The organism is Muribacter muris, assembly GCF_001038205.1.
GTDB classification, from domain to species: Bacteria; Pseudomonadota; Gammaproteobacteria; order Enterobacterales; family Pasteurellaceae; genus Muribacter; species Muribacter muris.
The window spans coordinates 1-17,019 of record NZ_JWIZ01000035.1; the positions used below are offsets into that span (position 1 = coordinate 1).

A 17,019-nucleotide genomic window follows, 5' to 3' on the forward strand; every position below is an offset into this window, starting at 1 on the left:
AAATAATTTGATTTTTATAAAGGACACACGCAGTGTGTCCCTACATTCTGTTAAAATGTCTATTTTTGTGCATTTGCTACATAATACCGTTTTTATGTCATCAAACCGTCATACAAATCAATCAAAATAACCATTATTTATTGATCAAAAAGGAGCTACTATGAAATTCAATACCTTACTCGCCGCACTCGTTGCCGCAACCGCATTCAGCCATACCACTGCCTTTGCCACAGATCTCAATAACAAGCTGATCATCGCCCACCGTGGTGCAAGCGGTTATCTGCCGGAGCATACGTTGGAGGCAAAAGCTCTTGCCGTTGGGCAGCAAGCGGACTATTTAGAGCAAGATCTTGCAATGACCAAAGACGATAAGTTGATAGTCATTCACGACCATTTTTTAGACGGCTTAACCGATGTCGCTAAAAAATTCCCTCACCGAGCTAGAGCGGACGGGCGTTACTATGTGATTGATTTTACCCTTGATGAAATCCGCACCCTTGAGATGACCGAAAATTTCAAATTGGAAAACGGCAAACAGGTACAGGTCTATCCGAACCGCTTCCCGATGTGGCAATCCAAATTCAACATTCACACCTTTGAAGAAGAGATTGAATTTATTCAAGGATTAGAAAAATCAACAGGGCGGAAAATCGGTATTTATCCGGAAATCAAAGCACCGTGGCTACATCATAAAGAGGGCAAAGATATTGCTCTTGCGACGTTAAAGGTGCTGAAAAAATACGGTTACACGCAAAAAGCCGATCGGGTCTATCTCCAAACCTTTGATTTTAATGAATTAAAACGGATCAAAACCGAATTGCTGCCACAGTTGGCTATGGATATTAAATTAATCCAACTGATTGCTTACACCGATTGGCACGAAACGGAAGAAAAAGATCAGGCAGGCAACTGGGTCAATTATAGTTACGATTGGATGTTTAAACCGAATGCAATGCAAGAAGTGGCAAAATACGCAGACGGTGTCGGGCCGGGCTGGTATATGTTGATTGATAAAGAAAAATCAACCGCCGACAATGCTCAATACACCCCGTTAGTGCAAGAGCTGGCAAAATTAAAGCTGGAACTTCACCCTTACACCGTTCGTCAAGATGCATTACCGCCGTTTTTTAGCAACGTCAATCAAATGTATGACGCGCTCCTCAATAAAGCAGGTGCGACGGGCGTGTTTACCGATTTTCCCGATACGGGCACGGCGTTTATCCGATCAGCTAAATAAACGGCTTAACGCTATGCACGTTCAAAATTGAAAACACTGCAACATTGATACACTAAATGTCGGGGTTCTTTATGCAAATGCGAAAAAACTTCATCACAGCAGCACTGCTTTTGCTCTTTTCATCCATCGCTTTTGCGAATACGGCAACACAAAAAATTTTGGCAAATTTTGAAAGCTATCCTTTTGCTCAAATGACCGTGGCTCATCGGGCGCAAGCGGGGATTGAAAGCCGGATTTTTCCTGAAAATTCCCTTGCCGCAATCCATTTAGCGATTAACCGTGGCGTCAGCATCATTGAGGTTGACCCCCGTTTAACTGCCGATGGACACTATGTGTTGGTACACGATGAAACCTTAGATCGCACCACTAACGTTCAATCACTGTTTCCCGAGCTCAGTGAAAAAGACGGAAAATTTAAAGGCAAAGTGCCGGTCTCTAAACTGACCTTAGACCAAATCAAGCAACTGACTCTCACAGACGGTTTTGATGGGCAAACCCACCGTGTCGCCACATTAAGAGAAGCCCTTGAAATCGCCAAAGATCGGGTTTTCTTAGATTTGGATTTGAAAGAAATCGATGTCGATAAACTGACCGCATTAGTCAAAGAGTTTGGTAAGGATAATTTGATGGCATATAACAGCAATGCCAAAAAATTGAAAGAGGTAACGGATAAAACAGGCATTATGCCGTTGCCGATTAACCTTGCAATTGCAAAAGGCGGTAATCCGATTGAGGATTTTCATAAATTCCAAAAAATGTGGGGGCATAATTTTAAAATTATGCATACCTATATGTCGGATATTACCCCCGAATTAGTCGCTTTGGCGGATAAACATAAAGTCCGCCTTTGGATTAACACCCTCAATGATGCGGACGGTGCAGCAGAGCGTTTTGATTACAGCCTGTGGAAAAGCTATTTAGCGTCCGGTGCTAATGTTTTCCAATCGGATATGGCTATTGAATTAACCCGTTTTATTTCCCTACGCAACGCGTGCCTCACCCTAAAAAATGTGCCAAGTTGCGATGTGTTCATCACACACAAACCGTAAGGGATTCTAAGCGGTTTTTATATTCTCTAATCATAACAAGCGATCGGTTGGGGCAGGATTTTTGCAAAATATCCCTCTCAACCGACCGCTTGCCTCTTCCCTGCGATTACTCAGCGTCTTCTTTCGCCCATTCCAACGCCCGTTTCACCGCTTTTTTCCAGCCTTTATAACGGCGGGTGCGTTTCGCTTCGTCATTATCCGGTGTGAAGACCGTATCAATCGCCGCTTTATTGCGCAACTCGTCTAAGCTCCTCCAGAAGCCTGTCGCCAAGCCCGCAAGGTAAGCCGCCCCCAGTGCCGTAACTTCCCGCACCACCGGACGCTCAACGTTGGCATTGAGAATATCCGCTTGGAACTGCATTAAGAAATTGTTAGCAACTGCGCCGCCGTCCACACGCAAGGTTTCAAGGGTCGCACCACTATCCGCTTGCATTGCATCTAACACTTCTCGGGTTTGATAAGCAATCGACTCAAGGGTAGCTCTCACAATATGATTGCGGTTCGAGCCACGGGAAAGCCCGACAATAGCCCCTCGTGCGTACGGATCCCAATAAGGCGCGCCCAAGCCGGTAAATGCCGGCACAACATATACGCCATTGGTCGTTTCGACTTTAGTGGCAAAATATTCGGAATCACGGGCATCGTGAATAATTTTCAGTTCATCACGCAGCCACTGGATAGAAGCGCCCCCCATAAAAATCGAGCCTTCCAACGCATAGCACGGTTCGCCTTTGGCATTACAAGCGATGGTTGTCAGCAAGCCGTTTTGTGATTGTACCGCTTTGTCGCCGGTATTCATCAACATAAAACAGCCCGTACCGTAGGTATTTTTCGCCTGCCCCTGTTCCACGCATAAATGTCCGTAGAGTGCGGCTTGTTGGTCGCCGGCAATCCCTGCAACCGGAATACGCACACCGCCCATACCGCCTATATTGGTTTGCCCGTAGATTTCGGAAGAGTTACGCACTTCCGGCAGCATTTCTCTCGGCACGTCCAATAATTCGAGCATCTTGTCGTCCCACTGTTTCGTGTGGATATTGAACAGCATTGTGCGGGACGCATTGGTGTAATCGGTAACGTGCGAACGCCCTTGCGTGAGCTTCCATACCAACCAAGTATCAACCGTGCCGAACAGCAATTCGCCTCTTTTCGCCCGCTCTCTTGCCCCTTCGACATTATCCAAAATCCACTTCACTTTCGTGCCGGAGAAGTAAGGATCGACCACCAGCCCTGTGGTTTGGCGGATATAGGCTTCGTGCCCGTTCGCTTTAAGGGTTTCGCAGAAATCGGCGGTACGGCGGCATTGCCACACAATCGCATTGTAGATCGGTTTGCCGGTCTCTTTTTCCCACACAATCGTGGTTTCACGTTGGTTGGTGATCCCAATTGCCGCAATTTTATCTGCACTAATCCCTGCTTTTGCCACCACTTCATTTAGGGTTGAGCTTTGGCTCGACCAAATCTCCATCGGATTATGTTCGACCCAGCCGGCTTGCGGATAAATTTGGGTAAATTCACGTTGTGCGACTTCGACAATATTCGCATTTTTATCCAATAACACCGCACGGGAGCTGGTTGTGCCTTGGTCAAGAGCGATAATGTATTCTTTTTCCATAGTATTCACCTTTAAAATCAATTAGTTATTTCTGTAATTTGCACGGCAGATTTTTGCCGATAAAACGGTTGTAGAAGAAGCCGCCTAATAGAGCGCCCACAATCGGCCCGAAAATCGGCACGAGGAAGTAAGGAATATCACGCCCACCGGTGAAAGCCACTTCTCCCCAGCCGGCAAGGAACGCAAAAACTTTCGGCGCAAAATCACGGGCAGGGTTCATTGCAAAGCCGGTCAACGGCCCGAACGATCCGCCGATTACTGCAATCAACAAACCGATTAACAACGGTGCCATCGCCCCTCTCGGCACGCCGTTACCGTCATCGGTCAGCGCAAGAATTAACGCCATCAGCACCCCAGTGATAACCACTTCGACAAAAAAGGCTTGCAGCACGCTGATATGCGGGTTCGGGTAGGTGGAGAACACGCCAGCAAAGCCGATGTCTTCGCCCCGCACAATATTCTGTGCCGCTTCGCTCGCAATAAAGAGATCCCGATAGAGAAAATAGACCACGGCTGCCGCCGTAAACGCCCCAAGCATTTGTGCGATGATGTAAGGCACGACCTTTTTGCCGTCAAAACAGGCAAATCGCCACAGGGCAATCGTTACAGCAGGGTTAAGGTGCGCACCGGATAAACCGGCAGACGCATACACCGCCATTGCCACCGCTAACCCCCACACGATCGAAATTTCCCACAAGCCGAAAGTTGCACCGGCAACCTGTGCCGCCGCTACGCAGCCCGCACCAAATAAAATAATCAATCCCGTGCCGATAAATTCACCGATACACGCTGTTTTTAATGATCTTTCCATATAGCCTCCACGGAAATGGAATATGTTCAAAATGTTTGAAAACGAAAATTTTTCGGCGTTAATATAGAGAAACGGACATTTTTCGCAAACACTAATGTATAAAAATGTGAAGTACCGCACAAAAATTTGTTATTCAAATGTAAAAATTTGATCTACATCAGTTTACTTATGTTCAAACGCTATAACACGCGGTCTGTTCGGCGCATTTTTTTGCAAAATGCTATGCAAAGTCATACATCGTTAAATTTTGCGGGAACGCAACGCGAAGTTCGTTCATCACTGCTTAAAATCACTTTTTTATCTGTTACATTTTTGCAAAACATCGCCGACAACCGACCGCCTGTTGTGCGATGAATTTTTCTGCCAAATAACGTATAATCCGCTCACTTTGAATTGTAAAAGAGAGTAACGATGAAAAATATTCCGATTAGAACCGCAGACGAAATTGAAAAACTTCGCCTTGCCTGCCGACTTGCCAGCGATGTGTTGGTGATGATTGAACCCTATGTGAAAGAGGGAATAACCACCGGCGAACTCGATCGCATTATGCACGACTATATTGAAAATGTTCAGCAGGGCATTCCCGCCTGTTTGGGTTATCACAGCTTTCCAAAGGCGACTTGTATCTCCTTAAACGAGGTGGTGTGCCACGGTATCCCGAGCGAAGATAAAAAGCTGAAAAAAGGCGACATTCTCAATATTGATGTAACCGTGATCAAAGACGGCTACTACGGCGATAACTCCAAAATGTATGTGGTCGGCGAAGCGAGCGTAAAAGATAAACGCTTAATCGAAGTTACCCAAGAAGCGTTATATATCGGGCTACGCACCGTCAAACCGGGCATTCGCTTACAAGAAATCGGACGTGCCATTCAGCAATATGCCGAAAAAGCAGGATTTTCTGTTGTGCGTGAGTACTGCGGGCACGGCATCGGCGACCAGTTCCACTGTGATCCGCAAGTGCTGCATTATTTCAGCGATGACAGCGGTGTTGTGCTACAAGAGGGAATGGTGTTCACCATTGAGCCGATGATCAACGCCGGCAAGAAAGAAATTCGGCTGATGGGGGACGGCTGGACAGTCAAAACCAAAGACCGCAGCCATTCCGCCCAGTATGAGCATCAAATCGTGGTAACCGCTGAGGGCTGCGAGGTGCTGACCATTCGAGAAGAAGAGATCACCAGCGGCAGAATCAGCCGTCTAATGAAAAATTGCTAACTGGAGAGCGTTAAAAAATGACTACTCAACAAATCAGTACACCAAAACAGGCGTTTGTCGGCTTACAAATGCTCTTTGTTGCCTTTGGCGCATTAGTACTAATGCCACTGATTACAGGACTTGATCCCAATACCGCCCTACTCACCGCCGGTATCGGTACATTGATTTTTCAACTTTGTACCAAAGGGCAAGTGCCGATTTTCCTTGCTTCATCTTTTGCGTTCATCGCCCCGATTCAATACGGGGTGCAAACTTGGGGGATTCCGGTAACAATGGGCGGTTTGGTATTTACCGGTTTAATCTATTTTGCTCTCTCGGCATTGGTGAAATTTAAAGGCATCACCGTGTTAGATAAACTGTTTCCGCCGGTCGTAGTTGGGCCTATCATCATTATTATCGGTTTAGGGCTTGCCCCTGTCGGCGTGGATATGGCGATCGGCAAAGGATCGGATATTCCTTATAGCACGGCGATCACCGTCTCGATGATTACCCTTGTTACCACGCTGATTGTGGCAGTGTTTGCCAAAGGAATGCTGAAATTAGTGCCGATTATGTTGGCGATTGTGGTCGGTTATCTCGTTTCGCTCGGCTTCGGGCTGGTGAATTTCCAACCCGTTTATGATGCACCGTGGTTCAGTTTACCCAATTTAACCGCACCGGAATTTAAACTGGAAGCCATTCTTTATTTGCTGCCAATTGCCCTCGCCCCCGCCGTTGAACACGTTGGTGGCATTATGGCGATCAGCTCGGTTGCCGGCAAAAACTTTCTGAGTAAACCGGGCTTGCACCGCACGTTACTCGGCGATGGCGTAGCGACTTCCGCAGCCGCAATGCTCGGCGGCCCGCCAAACACCACCTATGCGGAAGTTACCGGCGCAGTAATGCTGACCAAAAATTTCAATCCTCGTGTGATGACGTGGGCAGCCTGTTGGGCAATTGCTATTTCATTCTGCGGTAAAGTGGGCGCATTTTTACAAACGATCCCAAGCGTTGTAATGGGCGGGATTATGATGCTGGTGTTCGGCTCTATTGCGGCGGTAGGAATGAGTACCTTAATCCGTGCTAAAGTGGATATGAGCGAAGCCCGCAACCTCTGCATTGTGTCGGTGGTGATGACCTTCGGTATCGGCGGTATGCTAATCAATGTCGGCGAGTTTTCCCTAAAAGGGATCAGTTTATGTGCGATCGTGGCAATGTTACTAAACCTGATTTTGCCAAAGGAAAAAGGCACACACTAAATTCACAATGATTTCATCGCAAAAGGACGCATTAGGCGTCCTTTTTGCCGATATTCACTAACACAAAGTATGTGTGCTTAAAATAATCTTCAGCTCTATAAACGCTTTCATTGTAATATATTCAATTAATGACTGTGATCTCAGACTTGAAGCTTGATAACCCCACTAACGCAAATGTGCCAATTTTATTTAGTCTCACTCATAATGGGAGCATTAAGAAATAATCATTAATCTCACATCGGAGAGAATTGAAATGATGATACAAACACTAAGGGCAAGTTCAAAAAGTGAATTTTATTTACGCATTCATTATTGGAAAATAAAACATCAATCATTTTTAAATGAACGATCGGAGAAACCGAATGACAGCAGTTATTTTCCCTATAAACATCGTCATATTAGAAGTGCCCATACAAATATAAAACGTTATACGGATTATATTTTTACATATGAGAAATCTCCCAAATTAAATAACAAACAAAGAGGATAGAAGAATTATTCAAAGCACTCAAAGACAAATTACGCCACTCTCCACATAGCGACTTAAGAAGAAAGCATAAGATATTGTTTATCAAAAATTTTTAAATAAAAAGAGTCGGTAAAAATCACTAAAAATAATCATTACTAACTTCTTGTCCTACATTCCTGAACTAAAATAGAACTTATGTTGTATAATTTTTATACTTTTGAACGCTATAATACTCCGTTTAAACCGCCTATAATGATATTGACTTACTTTACTTTTTTGAAGGAAGTGCTACATTATCTACTTTTATCCTTGGACGTTTTTGTGTGCGAGAGCTAACTTTACCCCTAAACCATCAAGATATGCCGCTTTCATTTGCTGAAAGACTGGCACGGGCGAGAGATCGCATTGATTGTTTAGATCGGTTTCGGCTGCAAAATGCGATTGCAGGCAGCTCTCCTGCTTTTCAGCATATTGTCGATTTGCTACCTGCCTTAATTCATTTTAACCGTCCGGATATGGTGGGCTATGTAGATAACGCCCCCTGCGGTATTCATCTTTTTGATTCGCCCCAAACGTCTTCCCCTCCCGTGTTTGACGGGCTTTATGCAATGGGGAGCATTGGTTCTATTACGCAAACGGTGTATTCCGATCTGGATTTATGGCTTTGTCATTCCAGTGCATTAAGTGAAAATGCCCGTTTTCTGATTCATCAAAAATTACACTTAATTAAGCAGTGGGCGAACGAGCTGGGGGTGGAACTCAATTTTTATTTGATGAACCCGACTGAATTTAAGGCGAAAAAATACCATAGCGAAGTAACCGAAGAACATAACGGTTCGGCACAGCATTTCTTTTTGCTTGATGAATTTTACCGTTCGGCAGTGCGGCTTGCCGGTAAACGTATTTTATGGCTGCATTTGGATAAGGGAAATCAGAAATACAATGACGTTATCCGCCAGTATGCCGAGCAAGGTGTGCTAAATTTAGATGAATGGATCGATTTTGGCGATTTTTCGGAATTGTCGATCGGCGAATATTTTGGTGCAAGTTTATGGCAGCTGTACAAAGGGATTGATAGCCCGTATAAATCGGCAATTAAAATTTTATTGTTGGAAAGCTATGCGGAAACCTATCCGAAAACCGATCTTATCTCCAAACATTTCAAGAAGTTACTACTTTGGGAGCAGTCGGTCAGCTATCATTTTGATCCCTATTTAGCGATGTTGGAACAGGTTACGGCGTATTTGGTAAATCGTAAAGAATGGCTAAGATTGAACCGCTTGCGCAGTTGTTTTTATATTAAAGCGAATGACGGGCAGCACGATCCGCTACGCAAGCAAGCATTACAAATGCTGGTGAAAGAGTGGGGCTGGCGTGAGCAGGATGTGCAGTGCCTGAATAACCGTAGCGAGTGGAAAATCAAGCAGGCAATGTTGCAGCAACAGATGTTGGTGGAACAATTATTACAAAGTTATCGAAACTTAATTCATTTTGCCCGCAAATTTCAGATTGATCCGAGCATAATGCCGCAAGATACCGATATTTTAATGCGTAAACTGTACTCGGTATTTGAAGTCGTACCGGGCAAAATTCCGCTGATTAACGAGAAAATCGCGACTCAACTTAGCGAAGAGCATATTACCTTTGTGGAAGTGAGTGAAGGTGTTTCAACCAAGCCCGGCTGGTATATGATTAACCACGCACCACTTAGCTTGTATGATGCCCGCCTACGCCACGTGCAATACCATAAAAATATTATTAAATCGGTGGCTTGGGCCTATTTTAACGGGGTGCTGAATGTTGGCACACACTTGCACCTCGCCAGTCGCACTTTGCGATTGGATAAATTACGCCGCTTTATTACCGATTTACGCCTTTCCTTTCCGGCAAAAGCGCCAAAAGTACAGCGGGAGGAAATGTATCACCCAAATGAAATTCGTCATCTAGTGGTGGCGGTCAATTTGGTTAAAGATCCGACCCAATCGTTGCCGAAGCATAAGTTGGAAAACGCCCAGCTCGATCTGTTTAATCTCGGCTCTTCGGAGCAGGGGCTGATAGGCAGTATCAGTATTATCTACCGCAATATGTGGAATGAAATTCTCACCCAGCATTTTGAAGGTAACGATGCGATTTTGAAGGGGCTGAAATTTATTTCCAATAAAATTTACCGTAATTCCGCACCGCCGCAAGCGGTGAATGTATTTTGTTACAGTGATTATTTGCGCAATACATTGCAGAAATCCGTCAAGGATTTGGTGGAACGTTGTATTACGGTGCAAATTGGGCTGATTTTCCAAAAAGAGCAAATCCAAACGGTGAGAATTGCTGACAGAAAATGGCAGCTTATCTTCAGTAAAAACAAAGGCTTGACGGAAATTGTGCAGGAAAACGGGGCAGATAATAGCCCGATTAGCCGCCAGAAAACCTATGTGGCAAATGCTAACATTCCTAAGGCGATTGCCAATTTTGCGAGCGAGGGTTTTTTACAATTCTTTTTTGAAGACAATACAGACGAGAGCTTTAATGTTTATGTGCTGGATAAAACCAACCAAGCCGAGTGCTACTACTATTGTACGGGGTCGAAAAGCGCCAAAATAGCCAAAATCAGCCGCCTATATGCCGACAGTTTTAGCGATAATACAGACGAGCTTGGCAGTTTTAATTTCCCGCAATTTTATCGGTTAGTGAACCATAATGGAGAGATTTCGATTTTACCGTTCAAACCTAACCAAAAACATTTATATCCTCTCTAACAGAAAACGGACGCGATGCGTCCGTTTTCTGTGGCTTTGCAAATTTAAGTGGTAATCTCACCGCTTACATTCTCTAAATTAAGCAATCGTAAGCTGACCGGCGTAAAGAATAAAGTAACGCAGGCAAAGCACACCGATTACGCCCGCAGTGGCTAATAACACGATAAACCCTTTGTTGTGCTTGGTTTTCTCGCTCACGATTTGACCGGTAATGAGCGGGAATAGTAAACCGATCAGCACCACGCCAATCCAAAAGACGCTGCCCCAAAAGCCTGATAAAGCATTCACAGCGGCGAGGGTTTTCTGCCCGCCACCGAAATATAAGCCGACAAAAAAGGCAAAGAGCAGCAATATTTCACACAATACCGTTGGCGTTTCAAATTTGTGTAAAAAGCTTACCTCATCACTGTGAGTAGAGACTTTGCCGATAACTAAAACCGCAATCAGCAGTGCCGCAATGCCCGATGATGTGCCGGAAGCAAGAAATAAGATCGGCAACACAGGGTTATTCAGCATTGGATAGCTGATGAGCGCAGAGAGTAAAAAGCCGGTATAAGCCCCCAATGCGACGGCTAATAGCGCTAACAGCAGTTCAATCAGATTAGTGAACTTTGCCGCAATATCAATTAAGCCAAGCACAAATTTCAGTTTTGGCAGGAAGCGGACGATCAGCGTGGCAATCAGATCTTTGAAAATAATCGCAAGCCATAGGAATAGTACCGCCATAAAGACTTGGAACAGCATTACCCCCATCGACATTACCGAGCCAAATTGGTAATTGAACATCAAAAACCAAAATGTCCACGGGCGTGCAAGGTGGAAAATCAGCAAGGTTAAGCCGATGATGATTGCCCCTGGCGCCATAATGGCAGTGCTGCGGATAATCCAACTTTCACTCGGCTTAGCTAATTGACGGCTGCGTTTATACAGCACTGCCAATAATGTCGAACCGGCGGAAATACCGAGTAAAAACAGGTAAATGGCGATCGTAGAATCCCAGACGAGATTGGGCGTTTGGAATGGCACATAGTCGTTCATCGTCTAGGCTCTCCGTGTTCAAATGGGACGTGATAGAGGTTCGGCTGCGTACCCAGTTCCACTTTGGTACGGTAAACCGGTTTCTCTTTAATCAATTTTGCAATCTCACTGTTCGGATCGTTTAAATCGCCGAAGGTGAGTGCTTTGGTCGGGCAGCTTTCCACACAGGCAGGCTGTTTGCCGGCGGCGAGGTTGGTATCACGGCAGAAGTTGCATTTATCCGCCGTTTTCTTTTCGGGGTGAATAAAACGTACCCGATAAGGACAAACGGCGATGCAGTATTGACAACCTACGCATAAATCCGGATTAACATCAACAATGCCGGTGCTTTTATCAATAAAAGACGCACCCGTCGGGCAAACGCTCACACAAGGCGCATTACTGCAATGCTGGCAAGATTGGCGGAAAAACTCATATTTTACATTCGGAAATTCACCGTAAGGTTCGCTGCGGATAATTTCTAAACGTGAAACGCCTTCCGGCACTTTATTGGTGTCTCGACACGCATCCATACAGGCGGTACAGCCGATACAGGCCTGCTCGTCGTGGAGCATTGCATATCGAATCGGTTTTGCTTCGTTCTCATTGGCGAGAGAAAGTCGGCTGGCGGCAAGCCCTGTGCCTGCCACAACCGCTAACGCTCCCGCCCCAGATACGAAATCTCGGCGGGAACAACTCATTTGGTATCCTTAGCGTCCGTTTTTTTGAACGCACCTTTATGCACTTCGGTATGGCAATCCACACATAATTTAATCCGCTGTTTCGGCTCAATGCCTTTCATTGCCTCTTTTTCAGGGTGAATCATGTGGCAGTTGGTACAGGAAATTTTGGCAGCGTGGGTATCGTGCGCCCAAAATGTTTCCCGCAGTTTTTCAGGGCTATGGCAAGCGAAGCAGACTTGATTTTGCTCGGCAACGGAACGCTCCAACGCTGGATTTTTGGCTTTGCCGTGTGCATTAAACCGCATCACATCTTTCACACCTTTGCGGTGATTTTCCGAAATATTGCCGTGGCAGCTCACACAATTTAACGGCTGACCGTTATTCGGGCTAACCGTCTCTTTTTGGAAGTGTTTGCCTTTATGCTCAAACTTGGAGAGATGACCGTGGCAATCCACACAATATTTATTCGGATCACGGCGGGCATCTTTGGCTAAGGTTTCGCCGTCAATATGGGCATACGGATCTGCCCAAATCGGCTTGGGCTGAACAGGCATTTCTGCCTGTACAGTTGTGGATATTGCAAAGAATCCGCCCAACGCGACCGCTTGTAATAGCGCTATCCGTCTTATTTTGGAGAAAAAATGTTTCATAATGACCTCGACTTACAGATTATTTTTCATCTGCCGGTAATAAGCCCTTCTCTCTTGCGTGTTTTTCCCATTCAGGGACGATAGTCCGCAAAAACTCTTCTTTGGCTTTTTTCTCTTTGTCGAAGTCAATCCCCATTACTTTTTGCGCTTTCTCTTTTGTTGAAATATCCGGGAATTGAATTGGGGTTGGTACGCCGTGTTTGGTTAAGATAGCCGCTAATCTTGCGCGGGCATCTGCGGCACGATCTAAACCGGTACCGATAACGTGTAGAATCACATCAGGCGCGTGCATATGACCGCCGTGTCCTGCCGCTGAGTAATCCCAACGCCATTGTGCGTGGCGGATAGCTTGTAGCACCTCTTTCATTTCCTCTTCGGTTGCACCGGCATCCCAAGCGGCTTTGGCTTCAAAGTGTGCTTTCACGATTTGATCTTCTAAACGTACCATTACGTCTTTGATTTTTTTCTTGTGATCTTTCACACGGGCTTGCAAGGTTTCTTTGCTTTGCTCGTGGCAGGTTTTACAAGTATGTTCAAAGTTATCGAACGGATTACCGATTTTGTGATCCGTATAGACTTTACCGTCTTTGGTTTCCACTTTCGGCATATGGCAGTCCACACAAGTTACCCCGTTTTTGCCGTGAGTGCCTAGCGACCAAGTTTCAAAATCCGGGTGCTGTGCTTTCAGCATTGGTGCTTTGGAGAGCGAGTGAACCCAGTCGGTAAACTGAATTTCATCATAGTATTTTTCAATGCTATCCACATCAACGCCTTTATCCCACGGGAAAGTTACTGCATTTTTATTTTTCGCAAAATAGTATTCAACGTGGCAGTTGGCACAAATGGCGGCACGTTTGCCGTGTTTGTCCAATGTATCGAATTTCCAACCGATCGCTTCTAAAGCACGTTGAACGTGTGGACGGGCAACACGCAATGCAGCTTTGCCGTCTTTAAACTCTTGTGAGGTGGTATCGTGGCAGTCGGCACAACCGATAGAATTGGCAATTTCCGAGCCGTATTTCGCCCATTTGGCATCAAAGTAGCCGACTTCACCCTTTTCAGCGATTAAACGGGCGACATCAGGGCCTTTACAAGTCCAGCACGCCATCGGCTGAGGGCCGCTGTTTTCATCTGTCGGCGCACCAGTACGCAAAATTTCACGCACATCGGTAACCGCATAAAAATGCCCACGAGGTTTATTGTAATCTTTGGAGAAAGAATAGCCGCCCCAAAGTACGACTAAACGTGGATCTTCCTCTAAGGCTGAAATCACCTCGGTCGATTCAGACGTGGCTTTCCAAGAGTTGTATTGCAAAGGGTATTTTTCCGCAAAGGTATGGTTTGCAGATTCAATTTTTAAATCCGGCTTCGGCCCTTCAAACTCTTTTGCTTCGCCGGCAAAAGAAGATTGCGCAAAGCCGAATAACGCCATTAAGCCAATCGCTAGGCTGCTTTGAATTGTTTTGCTGACCCGTTTCACGAGTGCCTCCCACAAGATATCAAAATAAATGAGAATGTTTCTTATTTAAAAACAACAAGATACAGAGTATGACAACAGTGAGAGTAATCAAAAACCTTATGCTTTACTAGGAAATTGTGGAAGTTGTTTGAACTAAATCAAATTTTTCAAGAGAGAAAATAGAATTACTAAAATAGGTAAAAGGTTTGGAAAAATTTAGGGCAAATTGCCCTAAATTTGATAGAAGAAAGTTATCTAATCGATCCCCAGTGAAGCCCAAATTTGATCGATTTTATTGACGACCTCCGCCGATTTTTGGATCGGCGTTCCCCATTCCCGTTGTGTTTCGCCCGCCCACTTATTTGTGGCGTCAATCCCCATTTTTGAGCCAAGCCCCGCTACCGGTGAGGCAAAATCCAAATAATCGATCGGAGTGTGTTCAATCATTGTCGTATCACGGGCGGGATCGCAGCGAGTGGTGATTGCCCAGATCACATCTTTCCAATCCCGTGCATTCACATCGTCATCGCACACAATCACAAACTTGGTGTACATAAACTGACGCAGAAACGACCACACCCCCATCATCACCCGCTTGGCGTGTCCGGCGTATTGCTTCTTAATGGTTACGACTGCCAATCGATAGGAACACCCCTCCGGTGGCAAGTAGAAATCCACAATTTCGGGAAATTGCTTTTGTAAAATCGGGATAAACACTTCATTTAATGCCTCACCCAACACCGCCGGTTCATCGGGCGGTCGCCCCGTATAAGTGGAGTGGTAAATCGGATCTTTGCGCATTGTAATGTGAGTAACGGTAAACACCGGAAAATATTCCTGCTCGTTATAGTAGCCGGTATGATCGCCGTAAGGGCCTTCCAACGCCGTTTCGTTTGGGTCGATGTAGCCTTCCAGCACAATTTCGGCACTGGCAGGAATGTCCAACTCATTGCTGATTGATTTTGCCACCTCTGTTTTATGTCCGCGCAGTAAACCGGCAAAGGCATATTCGGAAAGGCTGTCGGGGATCGGCGTTACTGCGGCTAAGATCGTCGCGGGATCAGCGCCCAATGCCACGGACACCGGAAAAGGTTTGTCCGGATTGGCAGCTTTCCACTCTTGAAAATCCAACGCACCGCCACGGTGGGAGAGCCAACGCATAATCAGCTTATTTTTAGCGATGAGCTGCTGGCGGTAAATGCCGAGATTGAGCCGTTTTTTGTGCGGCCCTTGCGTGATGGTCAGCCCCCAAGTTACTAAGGGAGCAACATCGCCCGGCCAACAGTGCATAATCGGTAGCCGATAGAGATCGACCTCATTGCTGCTTAACACAACCTGCTGGCAATCTGGCTTACTCACCGTTTTGGTTGGCATATTGAGCACTTGTTTCCATTGAGGGAGCTGACCGAACAAGGCTTTGATCCCCTTTGGCGGTTCGGGTTCTTTCAGAAAAGCTAATAATTTGCCCAGTTCCCGCAATGCCGACACATCGGGCTGTCCCATTCCCATTGCCACCCGTTTCGGTGTGCCGAATAAGTTACACAACACAGGTACGCTATGCCCTTTCGGATTTTCAAAAAGCAGTGCCGGCCCGCCTTTGCGTAAGGTGCGGTCGGCAATTTCAGTCATCTCTAAATAGGGATCGATCTCTTGGCTGATCCGTTTTAGCTCGCCTTGCTGTTCAAGCAGGGCTAAAAAATCCCGTAAATTTTTGTATTTCATCTGATGTTGTCCTATCACTCATTTAGTGCAGTATAGCAAAAATTTGACGGGATCTGACCGCTTGCAAGCGGTCGGTTGCTGGGAAAATCTTGCAAATTAAATAACAATAAAAAAATTATGGATTTATTTTACAATTCTGCTACTATGCTCGCCCACGACAGAATAGGAGACAAATAATGTTTAAGAAAACAGCACTTAGCCTTGCCTTATTATTAGAGGGAACAGTCGCGCACGCCGACGTGCTAACCAGCATTAAGCCTCTCGGTTTTATTGCCAATGCGATTACAGACGGCGTAACAGACACCACCGTATTATTGCCGGTAACGGCTTCGCCTCACGATTACAGCTTGAAACCGTCCGATATGGCGGCGTTACAGTCTGCGCAACTGGTGGTATGGATTGGGGACGAAATGGAAGGCTTTTTGGCGAAAAGCGTAGCAAAATTACCGCAAGAGAAGGTTTTGACGTTGGAAAAAATCGCTGAAATTGAAAAATTAGTGGTATCTTCCGACCACGACCACGAAACGCACGCACATTCGCATCACGATCATCACCACGATCACGATAAAGATTGGCACATCTGGCTTTCACCGCAAATCAGCCAACAGATTGCCGAACAAATTGCCGATCGATTAAGTCAAAAAATGCCGGAGCAAGCGGCTAAAATTGCCCAAAATTTAGCACAATTCAAGCAAGCCCTCACGGAAAAACACCAACAGATTGAGGCTCAACTTTCGCCGCTTAAAGCTAAGGGATATTACACTTTTCACGATGCCTACGGCTATTTTGAGCGTGCTTACGGCTTAAATTCGCTCGGAGCGTTTACGATCAACCCGGCAGTCGCCCCCGGTGCGAAAACGCTCACCAAAATTAAGCAGCATATTGCGAAAAACCAAGCGAAGTGTCTGTTTGCCGAACCGCAATTTACCCCGAAAGTGATCGCCAGTTTAGCCCAACACACTGACGCAAAAATCGGGCAGCTTGACCCCCTCGGCGCACAGATTACGTTAAGCAAAACTGCGTATCCTGAATTTTTGCAATCGCTTGCCGACCAATTTAGTCAGTGCTTGGCACAATAATCTTCTTTTACCTTTCGTT

Annotated in this window: 13 protein-coding genes; 6 read left to right on the forward strand and 7 right to left on the reverse strand. The window is 45.7% G+C overall.

The annotated features are described in order from the left end of the window. The first annotated feature begins 160 nt into the window (after window positions 1–160). Window positions 161–1,237, forward strand: a complete 1,077-nt coding sequence (gene glpQ / locus RO21_RS06265) for a glycerophosphodiester phosphodiesterase (RefSeq protein WP_047976944.1) — start codon at window positions 161–163, stop codon at window positions 1,235–1,237. A gap of 71 nt (window positions 1,238–1,308) precedes the next feature. Then, the gene (locus RO21_RS06270) at window positions 1,309–2,286 is read left to right on the forward strand and encodes a glycerophosphodiester phosphodiesterase family protein (protein ID WP_047976945.1); all 978 of its coding nucleotides are present in this window, start codon (window positions 1,309–1,311) and stop codon (window positions 2,284–2,286) included. Between the two features lie 106 nt (window positions 2,287–2,392). Here the strand turns inward: RO21_RS06270 and glpK are convergent, their stop codons facing one another. Beyond that, window positions 2,393–3,901, reverse strand: coding sequence for a glycerol kinase GlpK (gene glpK / locus RO21_RS06275; RefSeq protein ID WP_047976946.1), 1,509 nt, complete (start codon window positions 3,899–3,901; stop codon window positions 2,393–2,395). Window positions 3,902–3,926: 25 nt separating this feature from the next. Next, window positions 3,927–4,712: an MIP/aquaporin family protein gene (locus RO21_RS06280; RefSeq protein WP_047976947.1), complete on the reverse strand. Its 786-nt coding sequence runs from the start codon at window positions 4,710–4,712 to the stop codon at window positions 3,927–3,929. Between the two features lie 411 nt (window positions 4,713–5,123). Here RO21_RS06280 and map point away from each other — a divergent pair, with 411 nt between their 5' ends. The 3 genes from map to RO21_RS06295 all read left to right on the forward strand — a co-directional run bounded on the left by map (window position 5,124) and on the right by RO21_RS06295 (window position 10,390). Continuing rightward, the gene (map, locus tag RO21_RS06285) at window positions 5,124–5,930 is read left to right on the forward strand and encodes a type I methionyl aminopeptidase (protein WP_047976948.1); all 807 of its coding nucleotides are present in this window, start codon (window positions 5,124–5,126) and stop codon (window positions 5,928–5,930) included. A gap of 17 nt (window positions 5,931–5,947) precedes the next feature. After that, on the forward strand, window positions 5,948–7,168 hold the full coding sequence (locus tag RO21_RS06290) for a uracil-xanthine permease family protein (protein WP_047976949.1): 1,221 nt from the start codon (window positions 5,948–5,950) through the stop codon (window positions 7,166–7,168). Window positions 7,169–7,996: 828 nt separating this feature from the next. Continuing rightward, a complete protein-coding gene (locus RO21_RS06295; protein ID WP_047976950.1) occupies window positions 7,997–10,390 on the forward strand; it encodes a class I adenylate cyclase in 2,394 nt (797 codons plus the stop codon). A gap of 78 nt (window positions 10,391–10,468) precedes the next feature. Here RO21_RS06295 and nrfD read toward each other — a convergent pair whose 3' ends face one another. From nrfD to ubiD, 5 genes are all read right to left on the reverse strand, one after another. Further along, a complete protein-coding gene (nrfD, locus tag RO21_RS06300; RefSeq protein ID WP_047976951.1) occupies window positions 10,469–11,428 on the reverse strand; it encodes a cytochrome c nitrite reductase subunit NrfD in 960 nt (319 codons plus the stop codon). After that, the gene (gene nrfC / locus RO21_RS06305) at window positions 11,425–12,108 is read right to left on the reverse strand and encodes a cytochrome c nitrite reductase Fe-S protein (protein WP_047976952.1); all 684 of its coding nucleotides are present in this window, start codon (window positions 12,106–12,108) and stop codon (window positions 11,425–11,427) included. The genes nrfD and nrfC overlap by 4 nt, the downstream gene beginning before the upstream one ends. Further along, window positions 12,105–12,740: a cytochrome c nitrite reductase pentaheme subunit gene (gene nrfB / locus RO21_RS06310; protein ID WP_047976953.1), complete on the reverse strand. Its 636-nt coding sequence runs from the start codon at window positions 12,738–12,740 to the stop codon at window positions 12,105–12,107. The genes nrfC and nrfB overlap by 4 nt, the downstream gene beginning before the upstream one ends. Window positions 12,741–12,759: 19 nt before the next feature. Continuing rightward, entirely contained in the window at window positions 12,760–14,220 is a 1,461-nt protein-coding gene (gene nrfA, locus RO21_RS06315; protein WP_084724259.1) for an ammonia-forming nitrite reductase cytochrome c552 subunit, read from the reverse strand. 234 nt (window positions 14,221–14,454) lie between these two features. After that, a complete protein-coding gene (gene ubiD, locus RO21_RS06320) occupies window positions 14,455–15,921 on the reverse strand; it encodes a 4-hydroxy-3-polyprenylbenzoate decarboxylase (RefSeq protein WP_047976954.1) in 1,467 nt (488 codons plus the stop codon). A 176-nt stretch (window positions 15,922–16,097) separates the two neighbouring features. Between ubiD and znuA the strand changes: the two genes are divergently transcribed. Then, window positions 16,098–17,000: a zinc ABC transporter substrate-binding protein ZnuA gene (gene znuA, locus RO21_RS06325; protein WP_047976955.1), complete on the forward strand. Its 903-nt coding sequence runs from the start codon at window positions 16,098–16,100 to the stop codon at window positions 16,998–17,000. Window positions 17,001–17,019 lie beyond the last annotated feature (19 nt).